The organism is Mesorhizobium japonicum MAFF 303099 (assembly GCF_000009625.1).
GTDB classification, from domain to species: domain Bacteria; phylum Pseudomonadota; class Alphaproteobacteria; order Rhizobiales; family Rhizobiaceae; genus Mesorhizobium; species Mesorhizobium japonicum.
Window position 1 is genome coordinate 219445 of the sequence record NC_002679.1, and the last position, 17189, is coordinate 236633.

The window sequence follows — 17189 nt, forward strand, 5'->3', positions numbered from 1 at the left end:
TGCGACGCTACGGATGTGTCGTCACGCAGCTTGCCGATTTACTACCACGTCTCTCTCGCTATCGGCCGATGACCGCTCGGCAATGCTCTCGCCGAGCCTATTTTTCCCAGGCGGTCGCGGATAAATTCTAGCAGCTACACGCAATTCACCATTGCCGGTCATGCTCTTCTGGCTGGTGCTCGCTTCGCACGAACACATCCAGCACTTGCGCTATATCAACCCCTGAGGAGGATATATTGCGCACCATGCCCCTCGACATCGCCGGCCGCATGGCTCCAATAACGCAGCATGCCCCGACGAGCGCTGCCACGGCATCGCCGTCGTTCTCCGTCAATAGTTGCTCCGCCAGCGCTCTCACCCCTCGCGGAATCTGATCGATATCTTCGCCACCGAGCGACCATCGACGATTTTCTTCCGTCACGGCGACACCTCCTGCACTGTTCGATTTGACCATTGGCGCCCGAGCTGGCGGAGCGGATCTCCCATCACCGCCGTCAGCACATGAGACATCCCGATTGCCGTCGCGATCGATAACGTTGCGGTCGCCGAGGCACCCAGGAAATGGCCAAGCGACCAGTTGTACAGCGCCAGCACCGGCAGATGGATCAGGTAGAGGGCATATGAGATACCTCCTAGTCGGTGCAGCACCCGCCCTGGCCAGGTCACGGAACCGGCCTGCAGGGTCGCCCTTGCCACGATCCAACCGCACATCAACGCCAGCATGGCAGTCGCCACGCCATGCGTCGCCGGCGGCAAGATCGCCAAAATGAAGGCCGCGACCGACATCCAGAACGCCGCTTCCATGTTGCCGATCGCCCGCACGTGTTCCGCCAGACGCGGCCATGAGCTTGTCCCCATGATTGCTCCGATCGCCAGCCCGACCGCGATTGCATCGATGCGAAACGTCCAAAGCGTCCCGCCCCATGGCCGGGGCGTGAACGCCCCGACCACGAGGACGAGCCCGGCCAGCGCGACAAGCGCACGACGCGGTAGCAGGAACACCAGGAGCGGAGCCAGCAGGTAGAATTGCACCTCGGCGGCGACCGACCAAAATGGCGCGAACGCAAAGGCGTTCCCGCACCCTGCGGCGCCCCCGAAACAGGGCGCCCAATGTACATTCGAGATAAACGCGAAGGCCGCCTTCGCATCCTCAGGCTCAATGCCGCTTCCCGGGATGATCAACCCGATCGAAAGGATGGTGCCGACGCACCAGGCCAGCGGCACGATCCGCATGGCACGCCTGACATAGAAGGCCAAGGCTGCTTCGAGCGCGCCGCGCTCATGGCGCAGGCTTCGTAATGAGCGTTCCACCACCAGGCCGGAAATCACAAAGAACAGGTCGACCCCGACGCTCCATGCCGGCGCAAACAGCAGAGCGGCGGCCGTCCCGCCTTCTCCGAAGACCGGCCCGACATGCGACAGCACCACCAGCCCGATCGCCAGGCCTCGCAATTCATCCAGCCCCGATAAGCGAGCTTCTTGTTCCATCCAAATATCACGCTCGACAATCACTAGTACATTGATTTAATCATAGGGCATACAAGCGAGGCAAGGAATGCACGAACGCCTGACATTTGTCGCAGTCGCGGCTGCCCTTACATTGGCGCCTCACGCTTCGGCTCAGTCGCTCACGCATGATCCGAACGCCTGGCGCGCCGTCGCCTATGCCGATCTCGAGCTCCCGAACTCGGAAGCTGTTCCCTACGCCTCGCTATGGGCCGACCGGCTGAAGAAGAACAACGACCTCTACGCGGCCAAAGGCGATACGCGCTTTGTGGTCGCCAACGCGCCGGCTTCCGAGAGCCACATCGTCGTGCGCAGCCCGACGAAAACCGTCGTCCTCTCGGTCCTGCACACGCTTACCGGCTGCTCGCCCATCCGCACGGACCCCGTCGGCAATGCCACGCTGAAACGATGCCCGATGCGCTTGGCGATCTATCAGAATGGCCGATCCACGGTCGCCGACGCTGGCTCCGGCTGTTTCATCGAATATGGCGCGCAACCGAACAACGTCCGCCCCGACCTCGCCCGGAATGGTGCGATGGGTGCATATGATGTTCAAGCCAAAACCATTCGCGCCGGCATCGTATTCCAAGGTGAAATCGCCCCGGAATGCCAATTCCGGGTCCCTGTCCCGCAACCCTAGAGGAAGCAGCCCACGCCTGTGTTTCGGCAACCTCGATACCCCGAAGGAGCGCAATCATGATCGACATGGAGAACCTGACGTTATTCAGGACACCAGCCTGCCACCGGCCATCGCCAGCGGATCAATGCTTCCCTGGCGGCGCGCGATGCGAGGCCTTGACCGCGGCTCCTGCCGGCGGCCACGGCGGTGTGAAGCTCAGGAGGTTTACCATGTCCACGCTTGCCGCCCTCGCGATTATCCCCATGTCTGCCATCTCCGCACACGCATGGGAGCCTCTAGGCTACCAGTCGCTCACGACCACAGACGCGCAACCGGCCATACAGACCGCATGGTCCGATATCATCGCCTCTAATGCCGCCTATTGGCGTGACGAGCTGCACAGAACCATTCCGGCCGGGCAGATACCGCCACTCGATATCCTGTCGAAGCCCATCAAAGTCGGATCGCATACCTTCATCGTCTCGATCGCCTCGACCCGCAAATGCGAGACTGGCGCAAACAACGCCAGTTCTTCCATAGAGCCTGACCTATGCGAGGCGCGCATCATTGATCCAGACAGCGGCAAAATCGTTGCACGCGCCGAAGCCTGCTACGTCGATCTGTCCGATGACGATCGACCCCAGGCCAATCGTGACGATCGAACCGAAATCGACGTCAAAGCGAACGCCAAAGAGATTCACTTTCGTTCCTTCGTCGGCGGCACGAATTGGCCTCGATGCACAACCAGCGTCAAGCTTCCGTGAGGCACATCCTATGCATCATCTATATTCCAAACTCAGCCGCGTCCTTGCCGCCGGCCTTCTAGTCTGCAATTCGGTGGCGGCAGCATATGCAGCCGGCGCACAATATTGCGAGCGCACCGACTACTCCGCACAGGACATCACAGATGCCGTGAAGAATTCGTCCCTGCACGACGAGCTGAAAACCACATCGTGCAGCCTCGGCGGACTCGGTCGCTTCGAATCCGGCGGCAACAAAGGCATCTACAATGGCTCTTGCTGCACCGGCATTTTCCAGCTGAACAACACCAACATCAAAAACTACGCAGGCATGTCGCGTTCCGAGTTTGGCTGCCAATCCCTCCAGTTTCAGGTCGACACCTGGGCCAAACTTACAAACGACGGCTATAACTCCGCACCCGTCAAGCAGCTCATCCAGATGGGGACCTTCGACGGTCAGAAGGTCGATGCCTCATTTATTGCCGCCTGTATTCAATTGGGGACTGGCAATTGCCAGCAGATGGTTCGCTCCGGGCGCTGTAGCGGATTCTCCGATATCAACGGGACAACGATCTGCGATATGGCGAAGAACGCCCGCTCCATGGCCGACGCCAGCTGCCAGGAAGGTGACCCGGCCGCGTGCTTGGGGCCGGGGGATTTCAATACAGGAGGCGACACAAAACTCGCTTCATCCGCTCCCGGTCCCGCCGGCAGCGACATCAACGTCGCCTCTGGTCAGGTGTGACTCCGTCTCCCTTATTTGAGGCCACGCCATCCGGCCGCAGTCTTCAATGGGAGAGATTTCGCGACGAGAGCTTTCCAACTCCCCGTTTCAGATGGCTCGCCAGCTCCTGGCGCACCTCGTCAGGCCATTGCTCCATCGCAACGCAATTTACTTCGGCCGCAACCAGCGACCAGTACAGCAGATCCGCGTGTCGTCCTTCGAACAGGGCCGCCACGATGAACTGTCCGATCACCAACGTGATCGTCTCGGGCTTGCCTTTCTTCCGCAGAAATTCCGAAACCTCTTCCACCCATGGTTTCGGGTGGCAATCGACGAACGCAGCCGCGTCCCTATAGAGCGCATCGTCTCCTGCAATTTGCCAGATATTCGCTTGCATCGTGAACCCTTCAGCAAAAATGATGCCCCTGCATCGATGCTGGTGGATTCTCTGATGCGAGTCAAAGAAATATAGAATAGATTTGCTGCCTATCGTAGCAAATGCATCTACGCTGATTGTTTAGCATCTTCTACTTTACTTGCATGCTACCGGTTTGTCCTGCGTCCCTTTTTGGCCGGAGGTAGCCGCTTCTTCTCGGAACTTGCCCCAGCGGGGCTGGCTGCCTCTTTCAAAGAAGGTACACCGCTGAACTCCGTCATCGAGCGTTTCACAGCACGCGTGGCCTCAATATGCCGCGCAATCTCGTTGAAGTTGAAGGCGAACGTCTCGATGTCCCGCTTCACGCTGTCGTCGTCACCAGTCCGGCCGATCAGCGTCCACACCGGCACCTTCAGATGCCGTGCCAGACGCTCAAGAGTAACGAACGTCGGGTTTCCCTTCCCCGTCCGCAACTGGTAGAGCGTGCCACGCGACAGCCCAGTAGCGTCGGCGAAACTCGCATAGTCCGGGTACTCGTTCTCGATTTGGCGAAGTCGCAGTGCGAGCAGGATCGAAAGCCAGCCATCGCTGTCTTCTGTCTTGTTTTTAAATATCGGCACAGCTGCACTCCTGCTTATCGGTCGGAATATGACCGCTATTTTCCGTAAAATGTCTAGTGGTTAGGTCGGTAGACCGAAACGATGACACATCGCCCCATCAAAGTGTCGCGGCATCCTCCCCCATGCCTCTCTCAAAGTGAGCCGTATAGCTTTTGGCCGCCGCAAATTATTCCAGGGCACGATAGCATTTCGATCTGCATGCCCTGTTGACAATGAATAATTCAATGATCCAGTTTGGATGGCCTGGTCATCCGACTTGTGAAATTATCGTGTAACGCCTCATCCGGAGGGACAACCCTGTTTTCTTCCCCCGCGGCAGGCAGGCCCTGCAATCGTTGCCCCATACCATTTCGAGTGACTTGGTTCAGATAAACCAGAAGCGAAACCTCTACGCCGCTGTTTCAAGAGCGTGGATGATTTCACGGCTATGCAACGATATTAGGCTGCGCAGTTCACGATTCGCATTTGCCGATTACTCTCAAAACGGGCCGCAATGCTTGGCCCCTGCGGAGTCGGCGAGAATCCAATCTCTATCCCTGTTCGAGCTGGAAAAGGCGCCGGGTAATACGCCGCACTCTGAAGCCGGCACCGCCAAAAGCGGCACCACGCCCCCAGCCGTCGAAAAACGCTTGATCCATGAGGGGCCATCCCATCTCCATTGATCATTATAATGACGATCGATCCGTGATATTATGATGATCAACATCGAAATAGGAGGCTTGCCGTCATGTTCATGAGGTTCGCGTTCGCAATTTTCGCCGGCGGCGTGCTGGCTTTCTTCGCCCTACCTGATCAGGAAGCCGGCCTTCGCATGCTCAGCTTTTCCACTGCTTTCTTGATCCTGTCCCTCGCCGCCGTCTGTGTCATCGCGTTTCTGACGCGCAAACTCGGACGTTATCGTCTTCGCTCGTCTTTGCAGCCGTCGCACGGTGATGACGATCTTCCTTTGCATGACGCTGCAAAGTTAGAGCGGTCCGCCTGGTCGACATCCGGCGTCAACCCCAAGGATCCGAACCTCATCTGGCAGTACCGCCTCAACGATCGGCGCCTTGGCCGCTTCAAACTCTAACAGTCCCAACCGCGCCAGGAACCGCTCAATCACGCGCACAGACCGTCCGCCTGTTTCATCAGGTCTTTGATCTGCCTGATAGGTGGCGCAAATGATTGCACACTGCATGTTAGGCCCGCGTAGTCCATGAACGTCGCTTTGTTCGGAGGGAAAGCGATGGCGGTGGAATGGACGATCGCCCTGACGCGGCGACGACCAGGCTTAACCACGTCAATCCATGGGGAGCATCGTTGATGCCCAGTGGGTTGAATGAGATATCGGTTCAATGATTTAATCATAGGGTAAACGATCTAAAGTCGGATGGCATCCTTATGAGTGACTTTGCTATTCTGGGTCGCACGGTTGGCCCACAGCATCCGGAAATTCAGACGCTCTTGCGCCAGGCGCGGGACAAGCAGGCCCGTGTCTTGTGTTTGTGTCGCCATCCCGGAGTGCCGATGTACATTGCCGCTGTCGGCGAGGAATTGATCGTCAAGCGCATGCCGAACACCGGCAAGGACCATGCGGTAGACTGTGATCGTTATGAACTGCCCCTTGCCCTGTCGGGAAAGGCCGAAGTCCTGGGTCAAGCGATCATTGAGGATCCTGCATCGGAGGCCGCGCGGCTGAAGCTGGCCTTTGCACTGACACAAGGCAAGGCGCGGCAGGGTTCATCCGGCGAGGGGACTTCGCACCACACAGTGAAAGCCGATCCGAAGAAGCTCACGCTGCGAGGCTTGCTTGACTATCTCTGGGAAGAGGCGGAACTGACATTAATGGCGCCCGGCTTTGTGGGAAAAAGAAATTGGGGGTTGGTCCGGAAATTTCTTTGGGGCGCGGCCGATGCAAAGTCGAGCCAGAAGTTCCAGTTGCGCGAGCTGCTGTTTATGCCGGCAATGTACTCGCCTGAACACAAGGATCGCCTGGCAGCGGATCGGGAGCGGGCTTTCGCGGCGGCAGCTAAGGCGAAGCACAAGAAGATCGTGATCGGAATTGTGAAATCGCTGGATCCCGCCCGGTTTGGTGGCAAGCTGTCGATCAAGCATATGCCCGACGCGCCGCTCTTCCTGGATGAGAAAATGTTCAATGCAGTGCCGAAGCGCTTTGCAGGTGAATTAGACCTGTGGCGACTGCACGAAAATTCGCGCCTGATCACCATCGCAACGGTTATGCAGATGCCGTCCGGCATTCTGTCGATCGACGAAATCGGCTTTATGAACGTGACGGAGAATTGGATTCCGTTTCAGCACAACGACGAAAAGGAATTGATCGAGGTCCTGACCGGGGAGCATCGGAGGTTTGTGAAAACGTTGCGCTACAACGTGCTGCCGGCGGTGCCGATGGCGTTCGGCCTTCTGACCGACGTTGACCAACAGGGAACTGCGCTTTTTGTCGTACCGCACGATGCCGCGGAGACGGTACAGGCGGAATTCGACCATCTGATTTCAAGCTGCGAGCTCGAGACCTGGCGCTGGGACACAAGCGGTCCCCGACCGGCGCTACCGGGCAAACAGCAGCGGCTTTCGGCTCCGCCCGGCAGGCAGGCAGGCTTTGGAATATCGACCGAATAACTGAAAAGCCTAAGCGCGGGCGACGGCTGGCGCACCCAGAGGGCAGGCTGAGCCTAGGGGCTTGCGCCTGGCGCCGGTGTTTGCGCTAGAAGCGACCGTCGGGGCCATGATCAGGGAGTGCGAAAAGGAGAAAGCGATGCTGAAGAAATTCGACATGGATCCGGGAACGGGCATTGTCATCGCAACAATCCTCATTTTGGTGCTGTCCGGCGCCCGTCTTTTGAGCCAGTGGAACAGTCTATCCTTTTGGCGAGAGCCGGGGCTGGTCGCGGCTATTGTCCTTGGCTTGATTTCGGCGATTGCGCTAGCCGTCGCGTTGGTGGTCCGGCGACGGCCTCTGCAGAATGTACAGTATGATCCAATGCGGCGGGGACCGGTTATCGATTTGCGGGCGGATTCGAAGACTGACCAACCTGGTTAGATGCGTTTCGGATATCGCGGAGAATGATGGCATTCGGATCGGGCACGTCGGCAAACTGCCACAGGCCAAGGTGCTGCTTTTTAGCGACCTCCTGCGCGACGATATAGGGAGCATGGACCGGAGCGCCGTTCGGAGTGACGGCCGCAAAAGCCCAGCCGGTTGAGATCAGCGCCGTGCCGAGATCGATGCGAGAACCGGCCGCGGATCCTGAAGTAGGCTGTGCGACGCAAACGACGAAGCGCGTTTTGGTCGCGGCCTGCCAGGCGGCCGTATAGCACTGAGGTTTGAGATCCCTGATAAGAGAGACGAGCATGGCAAGGCTTGCCTCCCCGCAATCGACACGCCCCCCTGCCGCATTTGTGAAATAAGTGCCTCGCAGGCAGGCTTGAATGCCGTAGAGACGGTGGGTCTCGCCGGCATAGGTCCAGGTGTCGCCGGTGCTGAAAGATGCTGTGGTGGGGATCGGAAACCAGGGATTGGGTTTGTCCTCGGCCAGTGCCGGAACACTGGCGAGGAAGGCCGCGAGAATGCCAACGGCGGCGAAGCCAGGCTGCATTATTGGTACCTGCTCAGATTGAACCAGAACCGTTGTTTGCCGTCGGTCGTTGTAAGATCGAGATAGTTTGGCTCCGCCCTCTGCTCGCGCGGCGTCACGGCCGATGTTGGACGCGTTCCGTAACCCGAACCTCTCGGGTTCGTGCCCCAGGAGGCAGTCGTCGTATTCCGCGGAGCGCAGAAAGTGCCGTTGCTGTCGGGCTTGTAGACAGTTTGTGAGCGAGAGCTGTTGTCGCTCCCGCTCGATTCCGCATCGGGCGAGACGGCGATCGTGCCGTCCGGGCAAGGTTTGAATTCCTCATACCCGATACGACCGGAACTGCCGGCCTCGGGGCACTGAGGCCAAGACTCCCCACGCGCGACCATACGGAAAGCGCGCTCGACCGGGGGCACACATTCCCCGACGCTCGCCCAACCCTGCGGGTTGAGGATGCACAGCAAGACCTTGCAGCCAAAATCATCAGCTTGGGCCGGCGCCGGGGACAGAGCCGCCAAGGTCGGCAAAACCACCACAACGGGAAGAACCGTGCTCATTTTCATTGTGCCAGCCTCAATTTCGGGATTGCAGTTCATCGAATCATTGTATTAATTCGATATCGTCAAATCAACAACGGCGCAGGATTATTTTAGTGATTCGATCCCGCAAAACGGTACTGGCGGCGGCCCTGGTGGTGTGCCAAGTGGCGTTTGCGAAGGAAGCTTCGCAGAAATTCCAGTACCGAGTTACGGCACCTGTCACGCGCATCGTTAATGCTGCCGTCGACGCCAATGGCCGGGTGATGCCGGCCTATCAGGTTGAGAGCCAAGACGTGCAACGGATCGGGACGGCGCAAAGCACTGACGGCGCGGCCGCTACGGTGACATCGGCCAAGGCTGACAACCCCTGCCCCGGCGTCGCTGCCCTGTCGAAGGAAGACGGACAGCGTATCGTCGAAACGGTCGCGCGCCAGCAAGGCTTTGCCCCGCCGCTCGTCCTCGCGGTTGCCCGGGCCGAAAGCCGCTTCAATTCCGGCGCGCTATCGCCCAAAGGTGCCTATGGCCTGATGCAGCTTCTGCCGTCCACGGCAGAAAGCTACGGGGTCGATATCTGCGATCCCGCGGATAATGTGAAAGGTGGGATCGGCTTTCTGCGCGATCTGCATCGCAGGTTTCCGAACCCTATATACATGCTCGCCGCCTACAACGCCGGCGAGGTCGCGGTTCTCAAATATAAGGGCGTGCCGCCCTACACCGAGACGGTTGGCTACGTCGCCAACGTCATCAACGATTTCTACCAATGGCCATCGGTCGGATCTGAGGCAGTGATGCCCGCAGGGGCGGTGAGCCTTGACCTGGCCGGCGTTCAACCGGCTGCGGCCGGCGCGGCGGATCAACAAAATGATCCGACATCCCGCACCAACTCCCGCAATGGCGGCACCACGAAGTCTGGCGAAGCGACGGCGCCGGTCTGGCAGGGCGGGATGGTGCAAAACTTTGACTGAGGAGAAGCTTTGATGACCTTGTGGAAGATGATTGCGACACGCAGCGCTGGTGTGGCGATGCCGCTCATGCTCTTGGCAACGCAGGCGATGGCCGGGGGCGGAAATCTCCAGCCGGTGCAAAGCACGCTGCAGACGTTGGTGCAGACCCTGACCGGGCCGATCGCGACGGCTCTGGCGGTTCTGTTCTGTATTTTCATGGGCTTCATGGCCTGGGCGGCACGCCTGTCATGGTTTGTGGCCGGAAGCTGGGTTTTGGGCATCGTGCTGGTCTTCGGCTCGGCCCAGATCGTCGAATTCTTTCAGTCCGCGGTCGGCAGGTGATCGGGATGGCAGACGGCCGGATCGATCCTGGCGAGCCCAAATTGTTGATCACTCCGCTCGTCAAGGGCTTGACCCGAGCGCCGACGGTGCTCGGCATTCCCTACGAGCTTGCCGGGTTCATCGGCGTGCTGACGGCGGTCGTGTTCCTCGCAACCCATAATCTGCTCATGCTCTGTATCTGCGTGCCGCTCTATGCGGTCGCCAGGATCGCGATCATGCGCGATTCCATGTTCATCGAGATCATGTTCATCCGTTCACGAAAGACGCCACCCCGAAGCGCCAGCTTCTGGGGTGCGCGCAGTTATCGGGTGTGACCGTGGCAATCGCGCGGGCTCTTCGTGATGAACTGAGTTTCGGGGCCGTATCTCGTCGGGAAAACCCCGTTTCGGCTCACATACCCTATTCACGGCATGTGTCCGACGAGGTGATCAAGACGCAGGACGGCATGTTGATGTCCTTCGTTCACATGAGCGGCCTGTGCTTCGAGACGATCGATATCGCGGAGATCAATTCGCGCCTGCTCGGCCGCAACGACCTTATTCGGGGATTGGCGAATTCGCGCTATGCGATCTACTCGCACATCGTGCGCCGCGAGGTGAAGCCGGCGATCGAGTCGAGCTTCGAAAATAAGTTCTGCCAAGAGCTGGATCAGCGCTATACGGCGGCCCTGCGCACCCAGCGCATGTTTGTGAACGACATCTACCTGACGATCGTGCGGCGCGAGCTGCAGGGCACGGTCGGAACGGCGGATCTTGTGATCCGCAAGCTTTTGGGACGCAGGGCTGCGGACGGTCGCTCTTCGAGCGAGGAGCGGGCGCTGATCGAACTCACGGACGTGATGAAAGCCGTCCGAGAGAGCCTGCAGGCGTATGGCGCGCGGGTTCTCACCGTCGTCAAGCGCAATGACGTTTGGCATTCCGAGCCGCTGGAATTCCTGGTGCAGCTTGTCAATGGCGGGTTTCCGCGCCCGATGGCACTGCCGCGCATGAAGCTCGCGGAGGCGCTGGCGACGAAGCGGCTGTTCTTTGGCCCGAATGCGCTGGAAATTCGCGGGGCATTCCCTGGCGAAACGCGATACGGCGCCATCATTTCGGTAGGCGAGTACCCCTCCATTACGGGACCGGGGATGCTCAACCCAATGCTGAAGGTGCCGCACGAATTCATCGTGACGCAATCCTTCGCCATCATCGACAAGCCCCAGGCGCTCACCCAGATGGAGCGGGTTGGGCGCAAGATCGACATGTCGGATGAAGCCGACTCGATCGTGGGTGATCAGCTCGGTGAAGCGCGCGATGAGCTTCTGTCCTCGGAAGCGCTCTACGGCTTGCATCACCTGACGGTGCTGTGCCTCGGGAAAACCATGGACGACGTGGCACGCTGCGTGACCGATGTCGGCACGGCGCTGACGGAGGTGTCCGCCCTGTGGGTTCGCGAGGACCTGAATTGTGAACCTGCGTTCTGGGCCACCCTGCCTGGCAATTTCGCCTATGTGGCGCGCAAGTCCATGATCTCATCTAAGAATATGGCGGGCTTCTCGGCCTTCCATAATTATCCCAGCGGCCGGACTGGCGGGGTTCATTGGGGAATGCCGATAAGCGTCCTCGAGACGACGTCGCAAACGGCCTACTTCTTCAACTTCCACGTTCGAGACCTCGGCAACTTCACCCTGAACGGTCCCTCGGGCTCGGGCAAGACGGTGCTGCTCGGCTTTCTTGCAGCACAGGCGCAACGCATCACGCCGCGCCCCAAGCTGGTGATGATCGACAAGGATAGGGGCTTGGATATCTTCGTGCGGTCGCTTGGCGGCCGCTATGAGGTTCTGAAGGCCGGTGAGCCTTCCGGCTTCAATCCGTTGCGCCTGCCCGATACGCCGCGCAACCGGGAATTCCTCTTCCAGCTTTTCAGCTTCATCCTGCGTCGATCCGACGGATATGCCCACTCGACGCGCGAGGAGCAAGTCATTCGCAACGCGATCGCCCAGGTGGCGAGCGCGCCGCCCGAAGGTCGAACCATGGAGGAGTTCGCGGAGCTGTTGCGCGGTGCGATGCGCGCCGGCGATGACGACCTGTATTCGCGCCTTCAGCCATGGATGCGGCCGGATCAGCGCGGTTGGTTGTTCAACAACGCGGAAGACTCGTTTTCGATGTCGTCCATTTTCGGCTTCGACATGACGAGCGTGTTGAGCGACGCAACGACCAGTACGGCGGCCTTGCTCTATATTTTTCATCGTATCGAGGAGCTGCTTGACGGGCAACCGGTCATGATCTTCCTCGATGAAGGCTGGAAGCTCCTGGACAATGATATTTTCAGCTACTTCATCAAGGACAAGCTGAAAACCATTCGTAAGTTGAATGGCATCATTGGCTTCGGCACGCAGTCCGCGGCGGATATTGTGAAGTCATCGATCGCCAACACGCTGATCGAACAGACCCCGACCAATATCTTTTTCCCCAACCCGAAGGCCGACGAGGAATCGCACAGGGCGTTCGGACTGTCGGAGCGTGAGATTAAATGGATCCGCGAAACCCCGCCGGAAGCCCGCAAATTCCTGATCAAGCATGATCAGGACAGCGTCATTGCGCGCCTCAATCTGGGCGCGATGCCTGACGCGATCAAGATCCTCTCCGGTCGAATTGAGACAGTTCAGGAGCTCGACGCGCTGCGCGCGCGCGTGGGCGACGATCCGGACGTTTGGTTGCCAGTCTTTCTTGGGAGGGACCCGGAATGAAGACCATCATGGGCGCGACGGTCGCCCTTGTGACGATTTTCGCGGGATCGACGGCCATAGCGGCCGTGCCGATTTCTGACGGCCCGATCTTGTCACAGCGGAGCGAGGACAAGGCCGACAAGGTTCAGATCAAGCTCATCCAGGAGGATACGAAGTCCGCCACGCAGGGTGTCAATTGCTCGGTAACGACACCCAAAAAGGCGCAGGACTTGAAGAGCCCGAAGGCTTCGGTCGATCCGGCGAGTGGCCGGGCGTCCCTGGAACAGGCCAATCCGGACATCAAGGGCTCTTCGGCGTTCGCCTCGACCGGGTCGGGATCGGGCGCTATCGGCGGCAATGCCGGCGAAAGGGGCCAGTTGGATATCACCGGTCAAGTTCTAGGGGGCATGAACGGCAGCATGTCAACGGTGGCCCCCAATAGGCAGTCCTTCGAGACCATGGGGCAGGATATCGGGACCGACAAAACGGTCATGGAAGCCTTCGACCGCAACAGCGCAATTCGCGCCCAAGGCGGGCTGACCTTCAACGAGGTCATCCAGGCAACCGGGTTCTTCGCCCAAGCTTTCAACGTGCGAAACATCGGCACTGCCACACTGACAAGCCGGGGATCCTCCGGCCTGGTAGTGCCCACTCCCCCGCCCCCGCCGCCTGGCGCGGCTGGCGCGACGAGCTGCCCCGGAGGTACGGGCGGCGGCGGTACGGCAGGCAACCCGTGCTGCCTGTCGACGGACAGCGTATGCACGGCGCCGCGCACGACCGACACGGTTGAAAACGTCTCGCCCATGCTTTCGCAAATCCAAAGGGACGCGAACAGCGCCCCCGTCACCATGACGACTGACGAACTTATGTCGGCCGTCAAGCAATATCAGGCTCAATAGGAGAAAAGCGCTATGCGTGGAATTCCGTTAACAGCGGCACTCTTGCTTGGCCTTGGCGGCATCGCCTTTGCGCAAGTGCCTACGATCGACGAGGCTAATCTGGAACAGGCTCGGCAGATTGCATCGGCCACGAGCGAGATCCTCAGCACCGACCGCAACATCATGAACTATACACAAAAGACGCTCCAGGCCGTCACGGGCGACCGTTCGAGCCAGGCGGGCCAGCTCGCGCAGATGGCCTTGGGCGATGGCGGCTTCTCCATGGGGAGCGCGCCTTCGCTTGGTAGCGTGATCTCGGGCGGCTCGTTGTCGTTCGCCGGCCTCGGCAATGGATCGCAGGGCATCGTTTCGAACATGATCAACGGCTTGCAGCTGGTGAAAACGATTTCGGGCCTGATCAATGGCCAGACGACGCAGATGGATAAGAACTACAGCGCCCTGGTCAACGTCGCGGCCACGGTCACCGGACTGGTCGACTCCTCGCAAAATGGGGTGAAGACCCGTTCCAGCGCTTTTCAGTCGGGCGCTCAGCGGATCGGAACGGCGCAGGACATCAAGGGCTCGATCGATCAGAACAGCCAGATCATGGTGCAAACCGGTCTGACCGTGAACGAGCTGATCGGCGCGGTGAACACCGCGACGGCGGCCGCCAATCAGGAAAACATCGATCGTATGAACCTGATCACGCAGGCCTCGCGGGGGCTCGAATACAAGTCCGGCCAATGACGGTGCGCTTTCTTCTATTGGCGGCCGCCATTATTGGCGCTGTCGCGACCTCGGGATGCAGCCACAAGCCACTCAAGGCTCCGTGCTCTCGTGAGGAGGGACCGATGCAGCCACTGGCGTTCGCGGCGCTCGACCCAAAAACAGAACCGGCGAGGCCATTTGGGTGCGGTCCGATGAAGGCACTCAATAGCGATCCATCTCTGTTTCCAGGTGGGATGGCGAAAAAATGAACTTCAATATCACGACGCTTCTGCAACAGGTCGACAGGTTCGGCAATAACTATGTATCGCAAGCCTACCAGAACCTCGCGTCGGCCCTGACCGGCGGGGGACAGGTGGGTGTGGCCGGCCTGATGCTGACGCTGTACGTGATATTCTGGGCTATCAGCATCTGGCAGGGAACCTCGACCGGATCGGGAAAGGAGATGGTCTGGCGCCTGTTCCGCGCCTTCGTCATCTACGCTCTGGCGACGAGTTGGGGGGACTTTCAAACATATGCCTATTCGTTCGCGAATGAGACACCTTCGGCGATCGGGAACAGCCTGCTCACGAGCGTGTCGGCCAATGTGACCGGGACATCGGCCGGGCTGAACTCCGTCAACTCCGTGCAGACGGCCCTGCAAAATATCTGGGATTCGCTTGCCAATTCCACGTCTGCCTTTATCAAGAGCCTTGGGGTGTTGAACTTCGGCGGCTACGTACTGGCGGCGATCATCCTGGTCGTCGGCGCGCTGCTCATCGGTTACGCGATCTTCCTCATCATCCTGTCGAAGATCTTTCTTTGGCTTTTGCTGGCGCTCGCCCCAGTGTTCATCATTCTCATGCTGTTCGGCTACACGACCCGGTTCTTCGCTGGCTGGGTAACCGCGATCGTGCAGTACATGTGTGTGCAGATTCTGGTCTACGCCTTCTGCGCATTTTTCATCTCGATCACCCAGACCTATTTCGACGCGGTCAACCGGTCGAACGGTGCTGCGACAACGACATTGACCGAAGCCGCGCCGCTCATCCTGATCTGCCTCGTCGGCGTGCTGCTGCTGTCGCAAATCACAAACGTTGCCGCCTCTCTCGCGGGCGGAATTGGTATTGGAACTCCTTCGTTTGGGCGGTTCTACGGCGGCGCTTTCGGATCGATGGGCCAAGCCGGTCAGCGGGCGCTGATGGGACGGATGGGCTGGAGCACGAGGCAGGAACGCTTGGCGGGTCGCGAGCGGGCGCGCGTGAGCCTCGCACAGAGAAGGTACGAGGATTCAGCGGAATATGCACGGCTTTCCCGAAAGCTGACGGATCCCGCATAGGTTTGGGGCACCAATGAGCGATGTGAAGGAAAGCGCTGGGGGACCGGCGAAGGAAACCGAGTCTCCATTGCCGTACTACGTGGATGCGGCAATCTGGGAAAAAGATATCGCGCGGCGCAATCGCTGGTCGCGATCTCTGGCGTGGTGTGTGGCAAGCGTCGCCTCGGTCATTGCCGTTGCAGCGGTGGGCGCGCTGATCCTTGCGCTGCCGCTCAAGACTTATGAGCCCTACATGGTGGTGGTCGACAAATCCACCGGGTTTGTCGAGGTCAAGCGGCCGCTGGCCGACGGTCCTTTGCAGCAGGACGAGTCGATGGGGATGTTCGATATCGTCCGTTATGTGAAGGCTCGCGAGACCTACGATCCGAAGGCGCTGAAGGACAACTTCGATCTCGCGCAATTGCTGAGCACCGGCGATGCCTCGAGGGAGCTCGTCGAGCTTTTCAGCCCGGCGAACAAGGTGACGAACCCGGTCGTGCTCTACGGGCGAAACACCGTCGTGGCTGTGACCGTGAAGTCCGTGACATTTCCCAACCAGAGGACCGCCCTGGTCCGGTTCATGACTGAGGAAAAGAGCCAGGCGAACACCGTGCAGCGGCATTGGGTGTCGTTGATCCGGTTCCGCTACACCGGCGTGCCAGCTAAAAACGAGATCCGCTTTCAAAATCCGCTCGGCTTCCAGGTGCTCGAATATCGGCGCGATCAGGAGACGGCGCCGGCACCCACCGCGGAGACACCGCAATGAACGTCGCCGGCATCCTGATGGCAATCGGGCTCGGCGTTTGCGCGGTTCAGCCGGCCCTTGCCGAACAGACTCCTCGGGCGGGATCTCGTGACAGTCGCATTCGCTTCGTCTGGTATCAGAAGGACGATGTGGTGTCGGTGCCGGCCAGCTATGGCGCCTCGACCATGATCGAATTCGGCGATGACGAGAAAATCGAAACCCTCGGCGCCGGCGACGTCCCGGCCTGGAGCATCGAGCCCAACAAGAAGGGCAACGTGCTGTTTGTGAAACCGATCGAGAAGAATGCGGGCGGGAATCTCAACGTCCTGACCAACAAGCGCAGCTATGTGTTCTTCCTGAAGGGCGAGTTTCGGCCGGTTGCGCAACAGGTCTATGCGATCAAGTTCCGCTATCCCGAAGAGGCCTCGGACGCGGCGCTGATGGACGAAGCCCGGGCCCGGGCATCACAACCGAACCGGCAGGGCTTCAAGGCCGAAAATGCCAACTCGTCCTATGCCTATAAGGGTTCGTCGGCAAATAAGCCGCTCGTGATCTACGACGACGGCGTGAAGACCTGGTTCCGCTTCGATCCGGCAAGGGAAGTGCCGGCGATCTATGTCGTCGACAGCGAGCGCAATGAGACCCTTGTGAATTATCGCCGCGAGGGCGCGTACATCGTCGTCGACAAGGTCAATTTCCAATGGACCTTGCGCAACGGACACGACGCAACCTGCGTCTTCAATCTGAGACTGAACAATGTGAACGAACCGACCGGGCTTGAACCTTACCAGCCACAGCGTGTCGGTGGTGGGGTTGTTCAGAAAGTGAGGGGACCCGATGCCATCTCCCAATGA

General features: G+C 59.5%; 21 protein-coding genes. 15 read left to right on the forward strand and 6 right to left on the reverse strand.

The features are described from left to right. Positions 1–145: 145 nt before the first annotated feature. Positions 146–421 (reverse strand): hypothetical protein, encoded by a 276-nt coding sequence (locus MAFF_RS35885; RefSeq protein WP_044552204.1) that lies wholly within the window; start codon positions 419–421, stop codon positions 146–148. Next, a complete protein-coding gene (locus MAFF_RS35890; protein ID WP_010915968.1) occupies positions 418–1512 on the reverse strand; it encodes an acyltransferase family protein in 1095 nt (364 codons plus the stop codon). Before MAFF_RS35890 ends, MAFF_RS35885 begins: the two co-directional genes overlap by 4 nt. 43 nt (positions 1513–1555) lie before the next feature. Here MAFF_RS35890 and MAFF_RS35895 point away from each other — a divergent pair, with 43 nt between their 5' ends. The 3 genes from MAFF_RS35895 to MAFF_RS35905 are packed head-to-tail and all read left to right on the forward strand — an operon-like array spanning position 1556 to position 3610. Further along, the gene (locus tag MAFF_RS35895) at positions 1556–2146 is read left to right on the forward strand and encodes a hypothetical protein (protein ID WP_010915849.1); all 591 of its coding nucleotides are present in this window, start codon (positions 1556–1558) and stop codon (positions 2144–2146) included. Positions 2147–2202: 56 nt separating this feature from the next. Further along, positions 2203–2889 (forward strand): hypothetical protein, encoded by a 687-nt coding sequence (locus tag MAFF_RS38785; RefSeq protein ID WP_157866246.1) that lies wholly within the window; start codon positions 2203–2205, stop codon positions 2887–2889. Between the two features lie 10 nt (positions 2890–2899). Then, a complete protein-coding gene (locus tag MAFF_RS35905; protein ID WP_010915847.1) occupies positions 2900–3610 on the forward strand; it encodes a hypothetical protein in 711 nt (236 codons plus the stop codon). A gap of 43 nt (positions 3611–3653) precedes the next feature. Here the strand turns inward: MAFF_RS35905 and MAFF_RS35910 are convergent, their stop codons facing one another. Both MAFF_RS35910 and MAFF_RS35915 read right to left on the reverse strand, forming a co-directional pair. Beyond that, positions 3654–3986 carry a hypothetical protein gene (locus tag MAFF_RS35910; RefSeq protein WP_010915967.1) on the reverse strand — a complete coding sequence of 111 codons (333 nt, stop codon included), beginning with the start codon at positions 3984–3986 and terminating at the stop codon, positions 3654–3656. 146 nt (positions 3987–4132) lie between these two features. After that, complete coding sequence (locus MAFF_RS35915; protein ID WP_010915966.1) at positions 4133–4585, reverse strand: helix-turn-helix domain-containing protein; 453 nt, start codon at positions 4583–4585, stop codon at positions 4133–4135. Positions 4586–5312: 727 nt separating this feature from the next. Here MAFF_RS35915 and MAFF_RS35920 point away from each other — a divergent pair. The 3 genes from MAFF_RS35920 (at position 5313) to MAFF_RS35930 (ending at position 7625) form a co-directional block, all read left to right on the forward strand. Next, positions 5313–5654 carry a hypothetical protein gene (locus MAFF_RS35920; RefSeq protein ID WP_010915846.1) on the forward strand — a complete coding sequence of 114 codons (342 nt, stop codon included), beginning with the start codon at positions 5313–5315 and terminating at the stop codon, positions 5652–5654. Between the two features lie 311 nt (positions 5655–5965). After that, positions 5966–7204 carry a DUF1173 family protein gene (locus MAFF_RS35925; protein WP_010915845.1) on the forward strand — a complete coding sequence of 413 codons (1239 nt, stop codon included), beginning with the start codon at positions 5966–5968 and terminating at the stop codon, positions 7202–7204. 136 nt (positions 7205–7340) lie between these two features. Continuing rightward, positions 7341–7625: a hypothetical protein gene (locus MAFF_RS35930; protein ID WP_157866247.1), complete on the forward strand. Its 285-nt coding sequence runs from the start codon at positions 7341–7343 to the stop codon at positions 7623–7625. On the opposite strand, the gene MAFF_RS35935 is transcribed toward MAFF_RS35930, so the two are convergent. Continuing rightward, on the reverse strand, positions 7582–8181 hold the full coding sequence (locus MAFF_RS35935; RefSeq protein WP_010915763.1) for a thermonuclease family protein: 600 nt from the start codon (positions 8179–8181) through the stop codon (positions 7582–7584). The two genes, MAFF_RS35930 and MAFF_RS35935, sit on opposite strands and share 44 nt — an antisense overlap. Continuing rightward, entirely contained in the window at positions 8181–8720 is a 540-nt protein-coding gene (locus tag MAFF_RS35940) for a hypothetical protein (RefSeq protein WP_044552212.1), read from the reverse strand. Before MAFF_RS35940 ends, MAFF_RS35935 begins: the two co-directional genes overlap by 1 nt. 89 nt (positions 8721–8809) lie before the next feature. On the opposite strand from MAFF_RS35940, the gene MAFF_RS35945 reads away from it, so the two are divergent. The 9 genes from MAFF_RS35945 (at position 8810) to virB9 (ending at position 17189) form a co-directional block, all read left to right on the forward strand. Continuing rightward, a complete protein-coding gene (locus tag MAFF_RS35945) occupies positions 8810–9661 on the forward strand; it encodes a lytic transglycosylase domain-containing protein (protein WP_010915843.1) in 852 nt (283 codons plus the stop codon). 12 nt (positions 9662–9673) lie between these two features. Next, complete coding sequence (locus MAFF_RS35950) at positions 9674–9982, forward strand: TrbC/VirB2 family protein (protein ID WP_010915842.1); 309 nt, start codon at positions 9674–9676, stop codon at positions 9980–9982. 5 nt (positions 9983–9987) lie between these two features. Then, positions 9988–10296: a type IV secretion system protein VirB3 gene (locus tag MAFF_RS35955; RefSeq protein ID WP_010915841.1), complete on the forward strand. Its 309-nt coding sequence runs from the start codon at positions 9988–9990 to the stop codon at positions 10294–10296. Between the two features lie 2 nt (positions 10297–10298). Next, positions 10299–12710 carry a VirB4 family type IV secretion system protein gene (locus MAFF_RS35960; protein ID WP_010915840.1) on the forward strand — a complete coding sequence of 804 codons (2412 nt, stop codon included), beginning with the start codon at positions 10299–10301 and terminating at the stop codon, positions 12708–12710. After that, complete coding sequence (locus MAFF_RS35965; protein ID WP_010915839.1) at positions 12707–13588, forward strand: hypothetical protein; 882 nt, start codon at positions 12707–12709, stop codon at positions 13586–13588. Before MAFF_RS35960 ends, MAFF_RS35965 begins: the two co-directional genes overlap by 4 nt. A gap of 42 nt (positions 13589–13630) precedes the next feature. Beyond that, entirely contained in the window at positions 13631–14314 is a 684-nt protein-coding gene (locus tag MAFF_RS35970; RefSeq protein ID WP_244420862.1) for a type IV secretion system protein, read from the forward strand. Between the two features lie 226 nt (positions 14315–14540). Further along, positions 14541–15611: a type IV secretion system protein gene (locus MAFF_RS35975; RefSeq protein ID WP_010915837.1), complete on the forward strand. Its 1071-nt coding sequence runs from the start codon at positions 14541–14543 to the stop codon at positions 15609–15611. A gap of 13 nt (positions 15612–15624) precedes the next feature. Then, positions 15625–16356, forward strand: coding sequence for a virB8 family protein (locus MAFF_RS35980; RefSeq protein ID WP_010915836.1), 732 nt, complete (start codon positions 15625–15627; stop codon positions 16354–16356). Beyond that, on the forward strand, positions 16353–17189 hold the full coding sequence (virB9, locus tag MAFF_RS35985; RefSeq protein WP_010915835.1) for a P-type conjugative transfer protein VirB9: 837 nt from the start codon (positions 16353–16355) through the stop codon (positions 17187–17189). Before MAFF_RS35980 ends, virB9 begins: the two co-directional genes overlap by 4 nt.